The following is a 16,086-nucleotide window of genomic DNA, read 5'->3' on the forward strand; positions in this document are numbered from 1 at the left end:
ACCCTAAACGGGCTCTTTCAGCCAGTCCTTGGCGAAAGTCACATGTTCCACACCGGCCAGTCGCCGCACCCGGTCCAGCTCGGCGTTCAGGCGTCGGGTACGGGCATCTGACCAGCGGACCCGGCGCTCGGGCCAGAGCGCTTTGACGTGAAGCAGGTCACGATCGCGGTGGGCTTTCATATCGATACGGCCAATCATACGGTCGCACTCAAGCAGCGGAAAAACGTAGTACCCATAGGTTCGTTTGGCCTCGGGGACGAAAACCTCGATGCGGTAGTGAAAGCCGAACAGCCGCTCGGCCCGGTTGCGGTCGCGCAGCATGGGATCAAACGGGCTGAGCACGCGAATGCGGCCTGGTGGCTGCGGTACTTCGGTCGTCAGATCTGGTCGGGCGTATGTCTTGCGCAAGCGCCCATCGGCACAGGTAACCTCGATTTCTTCAATATCGCCACTTTCCAGCGCCGCAGCGCACCAGTCTTTTGCCTCAGCCGCGCTGACGGTGTCCCAGAAAGCCGCCAACTCTCCGGATGTTGCAAATCCCAGCCGGTCCAGTGCGGCGTTGCACAGCCAATCCACGGTCCCCTCGGCATCACAGGGCGTGCTGCCGGGGCAGAGATGTGTTTCAATCACGCGCTCTGTCAGATCATAGCGTTTCTGGAAGCCATCCCGACCAACGACGGTCAGGGCACCCGAGCGCCACAGATACTCCAACGCGGTTTTAGATGGGTGCCAGTCCCACCACCCGCCCGAGCCCTTCTTTTCATCCTTGCCAACATCCGATGACGACACCGCCCCATGGTCGCGGATGTGTTGCAGGACAGTGTCAAACTGCTGTTCGAACCCATCCCGCCGCCAGTTCTTCCACCGTGCCTTCAACATATCCGCATCCCGCTGAAAGCGCAGATGCCAATGCTGATAGAACTCCATCGGAATGACCGCTGCATCGTGCGTCCAATGCTCGAAAAGCGCATTGTCCCTTTCATAGAGCCTTTTCAGGTTGGCGCTGCGATAGGCGGGCCTGCGCGAGAACAGGATCATGTCATGTGCTCGGGCAACGGTGTTGATGCTGTCAAGCTGAACAAACCCAAGCCGTTGGATCAGATCCAGAAGCGCGACACCTTTGGCCGAACCCGAGGGTTGTTCGCCCAAAGCGTGGCGGTCCATGAAGATCGCCCGTGCCGCCCGATTGTCGAGCCTTTTCAGGGGTGTGTTCATCGCCGTTTCAGCGTGTCACCATAACTGATCGTGGGGGTCAGAGTAACGCGTGTCTCGATCTCGGTATCAGGATTTTCCAGACGTTCGGCGATGATCTGGGCGGCTTGACGGCCGATTTCCAGACGACAGGCGTCCATCGTCGCGAGTTTTCGGGGCAAGCCTTGCAAAAGCTCGACATTGTTAAACCCGGCCAGGCCGATCTGTCCCGGAATATCGATACCCTGTTCCAGCAGGTACAGCAGGCCACCGGCCCCGATCATATCGTTCGAGTAATACAGAAAATCCAGCTCGGGTGAGCGTTCCAGCATGGCCTGGGTCATCTCGCGCCCTTTGGCCAGGGCCGATCCGCCGGAATAGAACTCGCGATCCTCGATCTCGATCCCGTGTTTGCCAAGAACTTCGGTAAAGCCCTCGAACCGCTTCCGTGCGCGATGGTCCAGCGGCATCTTGGTACCCATGAAACCGATATGCTGATACCCGGCCTTCAGGATTGCCTGCGCCATTTCGCGCCCGGCGCGACGATGTGAGATCCCCACCATCGCATCTACCGGTTTGCCATCCGTGTCCATGATCTCGACCACCGGAATACCCGCCGAATCCAACATGGCGCGTGCGGCTTCGGTATGTTCAAGCCCCGCAATGATCACGCCAGAGGGCCGCCACGAGAGCATCTCGTACAGCACTTTTTCCTCTTTCTCGGGCAGATAATCGGTTACACCCACCACGGGTTGCAGTTCGGTGTCTTCCAACACCTGGTTGATGCCTGTCATCACCTCGGGGAAGACCATGTTTGAAAGCGAAGGGATGATCACCGCGATCAGATTAACCCGGCTGGACGCCAATGCGCCCGCGATCTTGTTGGGAACATAGCCAAGCTCCTTGGCGGCGGCCAGAACGCGGGTGCGGGTGGCGTCGGACACATCCCCCCGGTTACGCAGAACCCGGCTTACCGTCATCTCGGATACTCCGGAAGCTTCGGACACATCACGAAGGGTAAGCGGGCGTTTGGTTTCACTGTTCACGGGAGGCACCTGCGTTGTTGTTTTGTCCGATGGTAGCGTGAACAGGTCGGTGTGTACAACAATTGTGCAAAGGCGATGACAACCCGGAAAATCCCGGTTACAGAGAGCCTGGCACGGCCCCGTGGCTCAACTGGATAGAGCAGCCCCCTCCTAAGGGGCAGGTTGCAGGTTCGAATCCTGCCGGGGTCACCAAAAAATCGGATAATTTAGCAGATACCGGGTTTCTGCGGCCAGCGTTGTCGTCTTGGTTTGCTGAACTTTGCGGGGGCAAATGCCGAAACATGTAAAACTCTCACCGTTCGTTCTTCAATAACATTACGCAGCCTACCCGATAAGAACGCCACCAATCATGGCGAGGGCGATTCAGACTGAGAGGTATCGTTCAAAAACGGTCACGTCAGTGCTTCGGAGGTTTGGTCCGTCAGTTTGCCTGAAGTCAGCGCAGCAAGGGCAACCATCACGGTCGCGGTCCCGAGAACCAGGGACAATCCTCCGATCTGATAGGTCAGGCCGGACAGAACCGTGCCGATCAGCCGGCCTGTTGCATTTGCCATGTAATAAAATCCGACATCCATTGTCACACGTTCGGACCGGGTGAAGGCCAAAATCAGATAGGAATGCAGCGATGAATTCACCGCAAATATTGCTCCGAAGATCAGCAGCCCAGCCACAAGCGTTATGGTCAGCCAGGTTTCAGGCCCATGTGACAGCGATACGGCCAATGTTAGAGCCGCAGGAACGCAGAAAAGGGCACTCGCCCAACTGCGCGCCGCGCGGATCAAATCGCCTTCGGTTCGATCCGCCGCACGAAGGATCTTTGGCGCGTAGGCCTGCACTGCGCCATAGAGGATGACCCACAGCGCCATGAATGTTCCGATCATGAAGAACGCGGCACGGTTGCCGTCGTCGGTGCCATCCGACAGGACGGTGTAGAAATAGACCGGAATGCCGACCACGAACCAGACATCGCGCGCGCCGAACAGAAAGACACGCGCTGCGGATAGCCAGTTCACATTGGCGGATTTTGACAATACTTCCGAGAATTTTGCCCCTTTTCGCCCCTTCGGCAGGCCCGCTGGCATGAACAGGATAACTGCAAACAGGATCAGTGCCAAAACCGCCGCCATGACCAGGATTGCCGCCATGAATCCCAACGTGGCCAGCATGGCCGCGCCCAACAGGAAACCCAGCCCTTTGACGGCATTTTTTGATCCGGTCAGCACAGCGACCCACCGAAACAACCCGCCGCCCTCGGCCGGGGCCAGCAGCTTGACAGATGATTTCGACGACATCTTGGCCAGATCCTTGGCCACTCCGCTTGCCCCCTGCACCATCATCACAAAGCTGACCGAGGCGGTAACGGTCCAGTGCGGATCAAGCTGCGTCATGGCAAGCAACGCCACCACCTGCAGCCCCAATCCTGCATAAAGGGTGGACGTCAACCCGAACCGGGCGGCAATCCAGCCTGCGGCCAGGTTGGTGACGATCCCAGCAATCTCATAAAGCACAAACAGATAGGCCAGCTGAACCGGTGAGAATCCCATGGTGTGAAAGTGCAGCAGCACCAACATCCTGAGCGCCCCGTCAGTCAGCATGAAGGCCCAATAAGCCGCCGTGACCGCGACATAAGCCGACAGTCCTTCGGGCCGCTGGGTCACAGCGAGGACCCGACCATCAGCGCCACATCCACCAAGCGGTGCGCATAGCCCATCTCATTGTCGTACCACGCATAGACTTTCACCTGTGTCCCGTTTGTCACCATGGTCGAGGGCGCATCGACAATCGAGGAGCGTTTGTCATTGGTGTAATCGGTAGATACCAGAGGGCGGGTTTCATAACCCAGAATATCCTTCAGGTCACCCTCAGCCGCCGCTTTTAAGAGGGCGTTGACCTCGTCAACCGTGGTGGCCCGCTCAACTTCGAATACGCAATCGGTCAGCGAGGCGTTCAAAAGCGGCACCCTGACGGCGTGACCGTTCAGACGCCCTTTGAGTTCCGGATAGATCAGTGTGATGGCGGTGGCCGAGCCGGTCGTGGTCGGGATCAGTGAGTTGAGGGCCGAACGTGCGCGCCGCAAGTCTTTTGCGGGCCGATCAACGATCGTTTGCGTGTTGGTCACGTCATGGATCGTGGTCATCGACCCGTGGCGAATCCCCAGATTCTCGTGGATCACCTTGACCACTGGTGCCAGGCAATTTGTCGTGCACGAGGCCGCCGTCACGATCCTATGCGCCGCGGGGTCGTAGGTTCCGTCATTTACACCCATGACGATATTGGCTGTCGGGCCGTCCTTGACCGGAGCCGAGACGACGACCTTCTTCACCCCGGCATCAAAATAGGGGGCCAGCTTGGCCTCGGTCTTGAACACGCCCGTACAGTCGATCACCACGTCAACACCGTCCAGTGGCAACGCGCTCAGGTCTTTGGTGCCAATGAACGGCAGGCGGGTTTCGTTCACAGTGATGCTGTCGGCATCAAAGCTGAATTCTGCATCCCATCGCCCGTGTACCGTGTCGAACTCCAACAGATGCGCGTGCATCTGGGGATCGCCGACGGCATCGTTGATCCAGGCAATCTTAGCCCCCCGTTCCAACAAGGGCTTCAGGGCCAGTTTCCCCATTCGGCCAAGACCATTCAAAGCGTAGGTCGTCATGGTGCATCCTCAAGTGGCGACCGCGCGATTTCATCAACGGCGGATTGCAGTGCGATCCGGTCCAGGCTTTCAACCGGTAGTGATGTAAAGGCTTGAATCCGACGCTTCAGCGCGCCGTACGCGTTTTGAAAGGCCAGGCTTTTTTCGGCATCGGTACCTTCTGCCTTGACCGGATCTGCCATGCCCCAGTGACCGCTGATTGGCTGGCCTTCCCAGGCGGGGCATTCTTCGTTCGCAGCCTGATTGCAGACCGTAAAGACGAAATCCATTTCAGGCGCGCCCGACCCCGAGAACTCGGATACATTCTTTGAGCGGAGCGCCGAAGTATCGTGCCCCTTGTCTTGCAGAACCTGAATTGCAAACGGGTTGAGTTCGGAAAACGGCCGTATGCCGGCCGAATAGACAGTGAACCGATCCCCGCCAATATCCCGCAAAAGGGATTCGGCAAAGATCGACCGGGCAGAATTACCCACACAAATGAATAACACGTTGAATTTTCGGTCAGCCATGGTTTCACGTCCTTTCGCCAAGGGCACGCAAAGATTGGGTCGGCCACGGCAGCAATCCACGAGCAGGAAATCGAACATGTGCTGCACGTTCTTCATCTCAATCGAATAGAGCAGTGACGTCCCGGAGCGTTCCTGCTTGACCAGCCCGGATCGCTGCAACGCGTTGAGATAGTTCGACAAGGTGCTGGACTTGATCCCCAGTTCCGACGCCAGTTCCCCCGCTGGAACAGTGTCAGGATACCGTCGCATCAACATGCGAAATACGGTGATACGTTGCGGGTGGCCAAGGATGGCCAGCTGGTCGGTTATCTCTTCCATCATATTTCATGAAATATAGAATAATAAACTTAGAGTCAAAACTACTCATGCGTCGTTACAAAAATTTCACAAACTGGAAGCTCGCCCCATTGGATTGATCATTGGCCCAATACGTCGACGACAACCTCTGGTGAAAAGGGGGGAAAGGCCCGAACGGACATAACTGGTCTTGCAGGCTTTAGGCTGACAGTTTAAATGGGCTATCTCATCCGGTAGAGGCCAGTTTCGGATGACTCAAGGCGCCGCTGTAGCTCAGCTGGTAGAGCACGTCATTCGTAATGATGGGGTCGGGGGTTCGAGTCCCTTCAGCGGCACCATTTGACTTTCAGAGGTAGACAGAAACCGTAAAGCCTTGAACGGTAAGGTGGTTTCTGCGGTTCGAAGTCCAGTTTCACGTGATACTGTAAGTGGTTCGGCAAAGGCCAATCGCAATACCGTTCTCTTGAGCTCATAGGAGCCTTTTTCCCAAATCTTCCAAGGACTTGAGAGAAACTCCATAGAGAGTTCGAACATGTTGTCAAAGTTTTCCTGCGGCAGGTCCTGATTGGCCAGTTTTTCCTCCAAAACTGCGGTTTCAGAACGTAACTCTGCGATCCTCGTTTCGTAGGCGCGAGCTGTCTCGTCATGCTGAGTTCGAGCAGCCCTGTCGACCAGCGAACCGATTTCGGATTCTATTTGCCGTAGGCGGGTTCTATGTCGTGAAGCCTCGTCTTTGGAGTTCGAACGACAGCGATCCCACGCATCTCGAAACATTTGACCGGCAAGTTCGAACGTCTTGGCCGTCGGGATGAGACCCTTCAAAACATGCTCGAACTCGGTCTCCAATTTGTCCCGCGCAATCGACTTGCCCCGTTGGCCGCAACCTTTGTGGTGGCAGAGGTAGTAAGGGTACAGTCTCCCTGTTCCGCTTTTTGACCAACACGAGGTCAAGCTGTACCCACATTCACTGCACGTCAGAAAGCCGCGTAAAACGAACTCACGGTCGATATTCTTGCGTGCAGGCGCGACCTTCTTCCCGTTCAGACGGTCCTGATTGATCAGGTAACTCTCATAGGAGATCAGCGGCTCATGTTGAGCCTTTGTAAGTGGGACACCCCATTCAGGCTTCTCCAAATACCCCGCGTACACCAATCTTGTCAGCAAGCCGGTCACGCGGTCGAACTTAACCTCCTTTGCGCCCCTAGGGCGAGGGTACTCGGGCTTGTTGTCCAAGAAGCGCTTCACCTCTGCTTGGCTTTGAAACCGACCGGAGGCGAATCCCTCCAGCGCTTCGCGAATGATCGAGGCCTCGGGCTCCTTAGGGATCAGAAGCTTACCCCCGCCCGGAGCCTTGGTGTACTGATAGCCAACCGGTGCAGCGAAGGTCCAATAACCATTCTTTAGACGGGCAATCGTACGGGTCTTAGACAACTCCGCATTTTTTTCGCGGTCGCGAGAAGCTAACAATGCCCAGAGCATTTCCAAGAATCTACTTTCGGCGTCAACTCCGAACTTGGTCTTAGAGCTGTCAATAGCGGCGCCTGCGGTCATGATTTTGTTCCGCAACTCTGTATGGGCACCGACATCACGCGCAAAACGCGAAATGTCATCGACGATTACCATATATTCACGTGCGTCAACACGGTTGAGAAAATCGAGCAGGAGATTCATACCGGGCCGGTTCGAACTGGCACCTGAGATCACGTCGGTAAAGACGTCCTCAACCATCATGCCGCATTGCTGCGCGTAATCCCTGCAGCTCCGCTCCTGACTGGACAGACCCGCGCCATCCATCGTTTGCTTGATTGATGAGACGCGGCAATAGATGACACATTTGGTCCGCTTCTGTTTCTGCTGCTTGTCAAACATTTGCGGTCCCTCCGATGCTGTACGAAACATTGCTGCAGCGAGACTTATGCGTAGGTAGGCTGATGATCTCCGCGCCGCCTGTCTGTACGGGATGAATACCGTAGCCAAGGTCAACAAAGGCGACGATCACAGTCCAAAGCGCCTTCAAAAATTCCGCCTTTTGCTCGTCGGAGACACCGCTGCTGTCGAGGAAGCTTTGATAACGGTCAACGTCAACCTCCAGTCGCTCCCGGTTCAGGTGGTGACGGTTTCTTGCTTCGACAAAATCGATGATTTTGTCATGGTTCAATTCGTGATTCATGTTCGAACTCTCCTTGTTTTTCAGTTTCATCCAGTTCCAAAAAATGGATTAGTAGCAACAAGTTACAGGTGGAGAGCGCCACTTGGGAAGGTAAGAGTAAATGACACACGCCGCTGCAGCGCAGGGCCAAATGGTCAAAATCTTTTGTCACATTTGTTGCGGCAACGGCCTTGGCTCGTTGGTGCTAAATCTGAGCCTTGTGGAATTTGTCACATCCACGAAAGCAGCAGCTTTGTATTTGGATTGCAGTCAGTCTCCGAATGTCACGCAAAGTGACACGAATCAATTGGCGAGCGTGACGTTTTGACTGCAGTGAGAGGGGGCTCCATTGCATCTTGGGTACTGTTGCCGCAAACCAGATGCGCCGATTCAGCAGTTAACCCAATTTCCATCTATCTGGAGCATAGCTGATTAGGGCTGAGCAAGTTTTGCTTAGCCAAAATCAAAGGTCAGTTAGTCGGAGAGTACTATGTGAAGTCAAAGCTCAAATTGGAAGGGCGGCTTGTTGGTCAAACATTTGATCCTTGATTTCGAGAGCCGGAGCGAAAGCCGGATTCAACACGAAACGAGCATCATCACCCAGGCGCCTTAGTCGGATAAGAATCTGTTTCAGATCGTACCGCACATCAAAAATGTACTGGTCCTTCTCTTCCAGAGAGAGGCCCAGTACCCCGTGATATAGAAGGAAATCTCGAATGGCTTCGAACTTGTCCTCTGGAATGCCAGCTTCGAGTACAATTGAAAGCAGTTGGTCTTTGTCTAGTTTAGAGTTGCTATCCAAGAAGTAGTACAGCAACTCTTTGGCCTCAGGAAATACGTCGCTAAGTTCACGATCTAGTTCCACGAGCAAGTCCTGCGAGTATGCCTTGAGACCTTTGAAATAGTCTTCTTGGTCGATCTTTTCTTTACGAAAGTTGACGGCAAACGCCCGTGCGTGACTGAGCAACTTCAGTACATTGCGAGGTCGCATTAACGACCGATCTATCAAGAAACTGGACGACTCTTCTCCGAAGACGTGAGAAATGGAAATCGCGGCCCAAATGTCCGCAAAACTCGCATTTTCAAAATCGTCATCTAGGTTAGAAACAAGCCGAAGCCTTAGCAGCTCTCGAAGAAGATCGGGGTCATTCCAGTCCAATGTGGCCCGCATTTCTTTGCCGTAGTCGGGTGAATTGGCCATCAAGTGCTGATATACGTCGTTCCGAACGAAGACTATGCACCGGAATACATGTCCGCGCTTTTGCATATCTCTCTCGACTTTACGACCAGCGTCAATCAGACAGCGAAGTGTGACCGCGTCGATCGTATCTACACCTATGGTAGACCAACTCTTGTCGAGGTTGTCGAAAAGAACCAGAACGTTCTCTTTATGGTCCAAGTACTTTGAAACTGCTTCTTTCAGCGCTTTCAAATTATGGCTGTATAGTATTTCGGTCAGAATCTCCGCCGTGATTTTCCCACCATTATCGTTGCTTACTTTTGAAGAATAGTTCTCAGCAAGGTGCTGCGATAATTGCATTACGCGTTCGGAAAAATCGCCTTCTGAGACGCCTTTGCTACCCTTGTAGATTTGTTCAAGCTCTTCGTATTCATCTCTGATTTGATGATTGAATCTGTACGAATGCTGATCTTTTTCGAGAAGCTTGTAGGTCACTTCGAGTAGGATCAAATACTCCCAGAATGCAGTGATCAAGTGTTGTCGCGACCCATCGGCGAGGTGCTCGAGTATCTCGTCTTTTAGTTTTAAAAGTTGGTAACTTTCTGGTTTTAGATCCACCACAATATTGCGTTTATCGGCCCGCGTGGTGTCCCGTAGCCTGATAAATAGAGCCGTTTTTCCAGAGCCTTTTCGACCTACGACTAGGTTCACCTCTCCTCGAGACGCTCTTAGGTACTGGTCAGTTTGAAGATAATAATTCTCGAGGGTAGTCATTTCGTTCTCTGCAGTGGGGTCGCCCACAGAGACTCTTCCAAGCAAGTTGGGTGCTGTGATTGGGGGTGGTGAAGACTCTTGCTGCTTCGCGTTTATTTCTGGGCAGAACTCAGCGACGATGTCTGCGATGTCGGTTTTGTCTTTATAGGTTTTTACTTGATCTCTGATATCCAGAGGGATTTCAGTCATGTAAGGCGCAACCAGCAGCAGAGGTTTGTTCATTCCATCCGCCAAACCTGCGATGAACAAGGCTCTAATCATCTGTTCGATATTGCGGTCGTCTAAAAGCGCTATGACACCTGCAGACTGGGCTACTTGAGAAATGGCATCTGTAGCCGATAGTCGAATGTCTTCGGTCGATGAGAATGATCTAAAGCGATATCTCGCTTTTTTTACTCTGCTTATCAGGTAGGAAGAGGCCTCCGATCCACCATTGTTCGGCAGGACATACACTGGTGCCTTGTGGTTCACCGTGGCCTCAAAGGGCAAAGGGTCCTCAGAAACGTAACTGGTAAGCTTGTTACGCAGGTCGTCATCAGAACCGTAAGATTTATAGCCGATTGTGTCGAAGATACCCACTGCCTTAGCGATCTCCCGATCACCTTCGATCTGGTTGCTTCTTATGAGAAGAACTTTCTTCTTTCTTCCAATCGAAAAACCCACCTCATAGACAACATTGAGGTTGAGGTAGGTAATGTCCGCTACGACGAACGGTGATGCGTCGATCCCTTCGATTATTGGGGAAATCAAATTCTTACCTGAGATATCGTTGAATTCCCAAGGCTCAAATCGGGTGGGGCAGCCGTCTGCTGCGTTGGCCTTCCTCACTCCTGTCAGAATTGTATCTGACAAATCACCATCACGAGACGTGTACGCGACAAAGGCCGAAGGTTTTTCCGTGGACATGTTAGCTGCTCAAATCTTTTCTACCACTTCAGGTAGAATGACAAAATCGTGCCAAGGCAGCAAGCGGTACCGACATTTTTTGTTGTAGTAATTGAACTTACATGTTGCCTGCATCTTATGTGGTGGCAACCTAAACGGCGGCACAGCAACTTACGCCGTCGTTTAGGTTGGGCATGCTACAAACCTAGATGCCGAACTTAGAACGCACCCTTGAGCGCCTTCTCCCATTGCGCCAGAGAATGGAATATGCGGTTCGAGGTTTCTCCCTTTAGGTGCACCACAAGTTTCAGTATCCACGCTTTGACGCAAACCCTTCGACTTCCGGTCGGGCCCGATTCAGTGCGGAGAATCGTGTTATGATATTGGCAAGCACTGCGTTTTCTATCACCGTACCATATCGTCTGGTCGACCAAGTATCGCTATAAGGTGCTGACCGGTGCGGTGCGCCTGCGGGTGCGCGCCATCGTCCGTCAGGTCTGCCACGAGAACGAGGTCGACATCTTGCGCGGGGTGTTGTTGAGCGATCCCGTGCATTTGTTCGTGTCGGTGCCGCCGAAGATTGCCATCTCGGGTCTGGTGCGCAAGATGAAGGGCCGTTCGTCTCACAAAGTGCAACGGGAAGTTCCCGCGCTGCGCAGTCGCTACTGTGGACGCCGGTTCTGGGGCAGGGGGTATTTCTCAACCACCAACGGCGCCATCACCGAAAACATCGTGCTGCAATACCTCGAAAACCATATCGCCGATCCCGCCGACGCCAGTCTGTAGTCGTTTAGTCCCGGCATCATATGAATTGAGGTTAAGTGTTTGATATTGTGCCTTGGCTTAGACAATCACCTCGATCGCCTCCTGAGCGCCAACGCCAAACACCCGCTTATAGCGTTTGATCTGGTCCTTCGGGCCCATCGCCTTTTCCGGGTTGTCCGACAGCTTTACCGTCGGGCGTCCATTGGCGGATACGGCTTTGCAGACCAATGAGAACGGTGCCAGCGAGTCATTTGGAACCAGACCGCGGAAATCGTTGGTCAGCAAGGTACCCCAGCCAAAGGATACTTTGGTGCGGTCGGCAAACTGCGCATGCAATTCCTGGATTTTGTCCACATCCAACCCGTCCGAGAAAATGATCCGTTTCTGGGTCGGGTCTTCACCGCGCGCTTTCCACCAGTCGATGGCCACCTCGGCGGCGGTGGCCGGGTCGCCGCTGTCGATGCGAATACCGGTCCAGCCCGCCAACCAGTCGGGCGCGTTGTCCAGAAAGCCCTTGGTGCCGTAGGTATCGGGCAGAATGATGCGCAGATTACCGTCATGTTCGTCATGCCAATCGCTGAGAACGTCATAAGGGGCCTGCGCCAGTTCGGCATCGGTGTCGGCCAGCGCGGAATAGACCATCGGCAGCTCATGCGCGTTGGTGCCGATGGCCTCAACCTCACGCCGCATCGCGATCAGACAGTTTGATGTTCCGGTAAACGCGGGGCCAAGCCCTTCGATCATTGCCTGCACGCACCAGTCCTGCCACAGGAAGGAATGCCGTCGCCGCGTGCCGAAATCGGCAATCCCCAGACCGTTGATCGTGCTCAGCTTTTCGATCTTTTCCCATACGCGGGTCATCGCGCGGGCATATAGCACCTGTAGCGCAAACCGACGCATGTCGTTCAGCACTGCACGCGAGCGCAGTTCCATCAGCGCCGCCAGCGCCGGAATTTCCCACAACATGACCTCGTGCCATTTGCCTTCGAAGGTCAGTTCATACTGATCGCCTTTGCGTTCAAGGTGGTAGGGCGGCAGGCGCATATTCTCGAACCATTCCATGAAATCGGAACGGAACATCTGGCGTTTTCCATAGAACATGTTGCCCCGCAGCCAGGTGCTTTCCCCCCGGCTGAGACTAAGCGAACGGATATGATCCAGCTGTTCCCGCAGCTCGCCTTCATCGATCAAACGGGCCAAAGGCACGTGATTCGACCGGTTGATCAGGGAAAACACCACATTTGTTTGGGGCTTGTTTCGAAACACTGACTGGCACATCAGCAGTTTGTAGAAGTCTGTGTCGATTAAAGACCGGACAATCGGGTCAATCTTCCATTTATGATTGTAGACGCGGGTCGCGATGTCGACCATGGGGAACTCCTGCGATTTCCGTAGTTAGATCAATCGACAACGGGAATGGCAAGAGTCGCTGATTTGGTGACAATGCCAGCATGACGTCACAATACGGGCATATTGTGCATTGTTTTCGCCGGTTAGTGAGAGAAGGGGATGGAAAGACGAAACTGAGTTTGTGAATGGGTCTCGAGTACGATTTTGATATTGTTAATGTAGCACTGAACGAAATTGACCCGGAGAAGCTGGGGTCAGACTCTGATGTGGAACGCCAGGTGTGTGCGGTGTTTCGCGACATCAGAACAGCAGATGCGCTACGGGGAACATCGCCGAAAATCCGCAAGATTTTCCTGGATGCCGGGTTCAGCCTCGAGTCGCGGAACAGCGGCATCGTGCCCGGTGTGTTTCCGGCCGAAGATCAGGTGGACCGGGTCAGGATTCTGCGTTCTCTGTTTGAGAACATAAAATCGCGCGGCGTTCAGGGGGAGTATTGCGGCGAATTCAACCTGTGGGATTTTCTGCATTACATTCGGATGGCGCAGCCCATGGCCGGGATCGTGCGTACGCGTCAGGTGCGCAAACAGCCGCCACAGCAACAGCAACCCGTTTCGGACCGTCGGCGTTCTATTTCGGGGCGTATCGGGCTGGCGTTTGGGCTGGCCGTTGTTTTGTTTGTGACGATCAAACTGCTGGCAGCTGCCGGGGCGACACCTTAGGCCAGCGTAACACCGGCGTCGCGCATGGCCTGCTCGGCGGCAGCCAGTGATCCGTCCATGTCAATCGCGCGGCAGGCATCCATCCGGACTGTGACATCAATGCCCAACCGGGCAGCGTCTACAGCCGAATAGTGAACGCAGAAATCGGTCGCCAATCCAACCAGTGTCAAACGGGTGATGCCTCGGGTCTCAAGATAGCCTTTCAGGCCTGTTGGCGTCTGATGGTCATTTTCGAAGAACGCGGAATAACTGTCGATGCCACTGCGAAACCCCTTGCGCAGGATCAAATCGCCATCGGTGCGCAACTCGGGGTGAAACGCAGCACCGTTTGAGCCCTGAACGCAATGGTCCGGCCACAGCACCTGCGGGCCATAAGGCATGTCGATCAGCTCGAACGGGTTTTTGCCTTTGTGCGAGCTGGCAAAGGAAGAATGCCCCGCCGGATGCCAGTCCTGCGTCAGGATCACGGCGTCGAACTCCTCCATCATGGTATTGATAGACGCGACGATTTCGTCTCCTCCGGCCACCGCCAAGGCACCGCCGGGGCAGAAATCGTTCTGGACATCGATGACAAGCAGGGCATGGGTCATGGCGGCCTCCGTATAACTGCCTTATCGGTAGGGGGCCGGGGCCGGGGCGTCAATGCAATCCCTTGCGACTCCGGGTTTGCGGGGGTAGATCGCGCATATGTACACGATCGCTGCCCTCTATCACTTTACCCGATTCCCAGACCCCGTCACACTGCGCGAACCGTTGCTTGACCTGTGCCGCGCGCAGTCTGTCACCGGGACGTTGTTGCTGGCGCAGGAAGGTGTCAACGGCACCATCGCAGGTCCACGCGCCGGAATCGATGCGGTATTGGCACATATCCGAGCCTTGCCCGGTTGCTCGGATCTGGAGTGGAAAGAGGCGACCTCGGACCATCCGCCTTTCGGCAAGATGAAGGTGCGGCTGAAGAAAGAGATCGTGACCATGGGTCAGCCGGATGTCGATCCGCGCGCCCGTGTCGGCAACTATGTCGACCCGCAGGACTGGAACGATCTGATCCGTTCGGACGATGTCGTGGTGATCGACACCCGCAATGACTACGAAGTGGCGATCGGCACGTTTGAAGGTGCAATAGACCCTGAAACAGCCAGTTTCCGCGAATTTCCGGCCTGGTGGGAGGCGAACAAAGATCGCTTTCACAACAAGCGCGTTGCCATGTTCTGCACCGGCGGCATCCGGTGCGAGAAATCCACCAATTACCTGTTGGGGCAGGGGGTCGAGGATGTCTATCACCTCAAAGGTGGCATCCTGCGTTATCTTGAAGAGATGCCATCCGAAGACAGCTCGTGGCAGGGTGACTGCTTTGTGTTCGACAACCGCGTCTCAGTTGGCCACGGCCTTGTTGAAGGGCCGCACAAGCTGTGCCATGGCTGCCGTCGCCCGATCCTGCCCGAGGATATGAAACGCCCCGAATATGAACATGGCGTGTCCTGTCACCAATGCATCGACGAGACCTCCGAGGCTGACAAGATGCGCTTTCGTGAACGGCAAAAGCAGATAGTGCTTGCGCGCAAGCGGGGCGAGCCGCATTTGCGGCAGGACTGAAAGCGGGTTGCAGGCCCTTGCTTTAGGTCGGATGATCACCGTCAGACTAGGCTGAGAGGGCGTTCATGCACCGCAAACCCACAACTCTGGAAGAATGGAAATCGACCCTGATTGCTGCATTGGGGCTGGTTCTGACAAGTTTTCTTGCCTGGTTCGGGCTATCGCGTCTTAACGAAACCGCTGCGGGTGACATGATCGGAACAATCGCGTCGGTTGGCCTGCTGATCTGGCTGGTGTCGCAATCCTGGTATTACATGACCCAGGTTACATCGCCGCGACGGCTTTTGTTCCTGATGGGTGTGTCATTCATCCAGGTCGTCCCGTTCCTGTTCGCCGCCGTCTACGGAGCTTTTGGGTACAACGATAATTGTGTGGTCGGGGCGCAGGGTCCGGGGGATGTCCTGTATTTCTCATATGTCACCTTCACCACGGTCGGGTATGGCGACATGTCCCCGACCGGCCTGTGCCGCGGGCTTGCCGTGTCCGAGGCTGTGACCGGTTACATTCTGCTGGGAATGTTTGTTGCGGCTGCGGTTGCGCTATATACCCGCAATCATGCGCCAGAAGACCCTAAATAAGGGTTATCTGTTGTGGTCAATCCAGCGGGACATCATTTTCTTGTCTCGAAAACACTCGGACGGGATCGGGCGACGCTTGCTGCGTGAAATCCGTTCAGCGAACGCCACCTGCTTGCCCGTCGGGTAATTGTCGAATTGCGAGGTGCCACATGATTTGTGGGCCGAAATCCAGTCGGACAACAATCGCCTGTCACGTTGAACTTCGACCGGGATCTCAAGCGCTGATTTCTCGGCAATGGCGCGCGCATATCGCATCTGCCGGTCTGTTACCGGAAGCAGGTGGTAGTCATTGTTTGGCCCGTTCAGGGCCGCGTGGCGCATGTGCTGGGTCATCGGTTTGTCCTCTGACTATGTGGAACATATATAGAACATTAACCAAAGAATTGCAAGATTTGTG

The 16,086-nt window shown here is 54.7% G+C and carries 13 protein-coding genes, 2 tRNA genes and 2 pseudogenes; 6 read left to right on the forward strand and 11 right to left on the reverse strand.

Annotated elements, in window-relative coordinates; translation table 11 throughout:
* Positions 1-3: 3 nt before the first annotated feature.
* Both ACR0ES_RS12490 and ACR0ES_RS12495 read right to left on the reverse strand, forming a co-directional pair.
* Positions 4-1,215, reverse strand: coding sequence for a winged helix-turn-helix domain-containing protein (locus ACR0ES_RS12490; protein WP_480773079.1), 1,212 nt, complete (start codon positions 1,213-1,215; stop codon positions 4-6).
* Positions 1,212-2,237 (reverse strand): LacI family DNA-binding transcriptional regulator, encoded by a 1,026-nt coding sequence (locus ACR0ES_RS12495; protein ID WP_267366879.1) that lies wholly within the window; start codon positions 2,235-2,237, stop codon positions 1,212-1,214. Before ACR0ES_RS12495 ends, ACR0ES_RS12490 begins: the two co-directional genes overlap by 4 nt.
* 115 nt (positions 2,238-2,352) lie before the next feature.
* Between ACR0ES_RS12495 and ACR0ES_RS12500 the strand changes: the two genes are divergently transcribed.
* Positions 2,353-2,429: transfer RNA gene (locus tag ACR0ES_RS12500), tRNA-Arg, on the forward strand.
* 200 nt (positions 2,430-2,629) lie between these two features.
* Here the strand turns inward: ACR0ES_RS12500 and arsJ are convergent.
* The 3 genes from arsJ to ACR0ES_RS12515 are packed head-to-tail and all read right to left on the reverse strand — an operon-like array spanning position 2,630 to position 5,720.
* Complete coding sequence (gene arsJ, locus ACR0ES_RS12505) at positions 2,630-3,895, reverse strand: organoarsenical effux MFS transporter ArsJ (protein WP_480773080.1); 1,266 nt, start codon at positions 3,893-3,895, stop codon at positions 2,630-2,632.
* Positions 3,892-4,890 (reverse strand): ArsJ-associated glyceraldehyde-3-phosphate dehydrogenase, encoded by a 999-nt coding sequence (locus ACR0ES_RS12510; RefSeq protein ID WP_480870872.1) that lies wholly within the window; start codon positions 4,888-4,890, stop codon positions 3,892-3,894. Before ACR0ES_RS12510 ends, arsJ begins: the two co-directional genes overlap by 4 nt.
* Positions 4,887-5,720 (reverse strand): arsenate reductase/protein-tyrosine-phosphatase family protein, encoded by an 834-nt coding sequence (locus tag ACR0ES_RS12515; protein ID WP_480870874.1) that lies wholly within the window; start codon positions 5,718-5,720, stop codon positions 4,887-4,889. The genes ACR0ES_RS12510 and ACR0ES_RS12515 overlap by 4 nt, the downstream gene beginning before the upstream one ends.
* Before the next feature lie 238 nt (positions 5,721-5,958).
* Here ACR0ES_RS12515 and ACR0ES_RS12520 point away from each other — a divergent pair.
* Positions 5,959-6,034 (forward strand) — tRNA-Thr (locus ACR0ES_RS12520).
* A gap of 493 nt (positions 6,035-6,527) precedes the next feature.
* On the opposite strand, the pseudogene ACR0ES_RS12525 reads toward ACR0ES_RS12520, so the two are convergent.
* The 3 genes and pseudogenes from ACR0ES_RS12525 to ACR0ES_RS12535 all read right to left on the reverse strand — a co-directional run.
* Positions 6,528-7,595, reverse strand: a pseudogene (locus ACR0ES_RS12525) (recombinase family protein); the annotation flags it as partial.
* Positions 7,558-7,866: a hypothetical protein gene (locus ACR0ES_RS12530; protein WP_480597830.1), complete on the reverse strand. Its 309-nt coding sequence runs from the start codon at positions 7,864-7,866 to the stop codon at positions 7,558-7,560. The gene ACR0ES_RS12530 and the pseudogene ACR0ES_RS12525, both read right to left, overlap by 38 nt.
* A gap of 484 nt (positions 7,867-8,350) precedes the next feature.
* A complete protein-coding gene (locus ACR0ES_RS12535; protein WP_480870876.1) occupies positions 8,351-10,705 on the reverse strand; it encodes a P-loop ATPase, Sll1717 family in 2,355 nt (784 codons plus the stop codon).
* A gap of 334 nt (positions 10,706-11,039) precedes the next feature.
* On the opposite strand from ACR0ES_RS12535, the pseudogene tnpA reads away from it, so the two are divergent.
* Positions 11,040-11,470: pseudogene (gene tnpA, locus ACR0ES_RS12540) on the forward strand (IS200/IS605 family transposase).
* Between the two features lie 57 nt (positions 11,471-11,527).
* Here the strand turns inward: tnpA and pncB are convergent.
* On the reverse strand, positions 11,528-12,820 hold the full coding sequence (gene pncB / locus ACR0ES_RS12545; protein WP_480870877.1) for a nicotinate phosphoribosyltransferase: 1,293 nt from the start codon (positions 12,818-12,820) through the stop codon (positions 11,528-11,530).
* 164 nt (positions 12,821-12,984) lie between these two features.
* Here pncB and ACR0ES_RS12550 point away from each other — a divergent pair, with 164 nt between their 5' ends.
* Entirely contained in the window at positions 12,985-13,518 is a 534-nt protein-coding gene (locus ACR0ES_RS12550) for a hypothetical protein (RefSeq protein WP_480559275.1), read from the forward strand.
* On the opposite strand, the gene pncA is transcribed toward ACR0ES_RS12550, so the two are convergent.
* Positions 13,515-14,108 carry a bifunctional nicotinamidase/pyrazinamidase gene (pncA, locus tag ACR0ES_RS12555; RefSeq protein WP_480559277.1) on the reverse strand — a complete coding sequence of 198 codons (594 nt, stop codon included), beginning with the start codon at positions 14,106-14,108 and terminating at the stop codon, positions 13,515-13,517. The genes ACR0ES_RS12550 and pncA overlap by 4 nt on opposite strands.
* Before the next feature lie 97 nt (positions 14,109-14,205).
* Between pncA and trhO the strand changes: the two genes are divergently transcribed.
* Both trhO and ACR0ES_RS12565 read left to right on the forward strand, forming a co-directional pair.
* Positions 14,206-15,111 carry an oxygen-dependent tRNA uridine(34) hydroxylase TrhO gene (gene trhO, locus ACR0ES_RS12560; RefSeq protein WP_480870878.1) on the forward strand — a complete coding sequence of 302 codons (906 nt, stop codon included), beginning with the start codon at positions 14,206-14,208 and terminating at the stop codon, positions 15,109-15,111.
* Positions 15,112-15,176: 65 nt separating this feature from the next.
* Positions 15,177-15,689 (forward strand): potassium channel family protein, encoded by a 513-nt coding sequence (locus ACR0ES_RS12565; protein ID WP_209505145.1) that lies wholly within the window; start codon positions 15,177-15,179, stop codon positions 15,687-15,689.
* A 3-nt stretch (positions 15,690-15,692) separates the two neighbouring features.
* Here ACR0ES_RS12565 and ACR0ES_RS12570 read toward each other — a convergent pair whose 3' ends face one another.
* Positions 15,693-16,022 carry a hypothetical protein gene (locus ACR0ES_RS12570; protein ID WP_480518051.1) on the reverse strand — a complete coding sequence of 110 codons (330 nt, stop codon included), beginning with the start codon at positions 16,020-16,022 and terminating at the stop codon, positions 15,693-15,695.
* Positions 16,023-16,086: the final 64 nt, after the last annotated feature.

The organism is Ruegeria sp. N7, assembly GCF_056531345.1.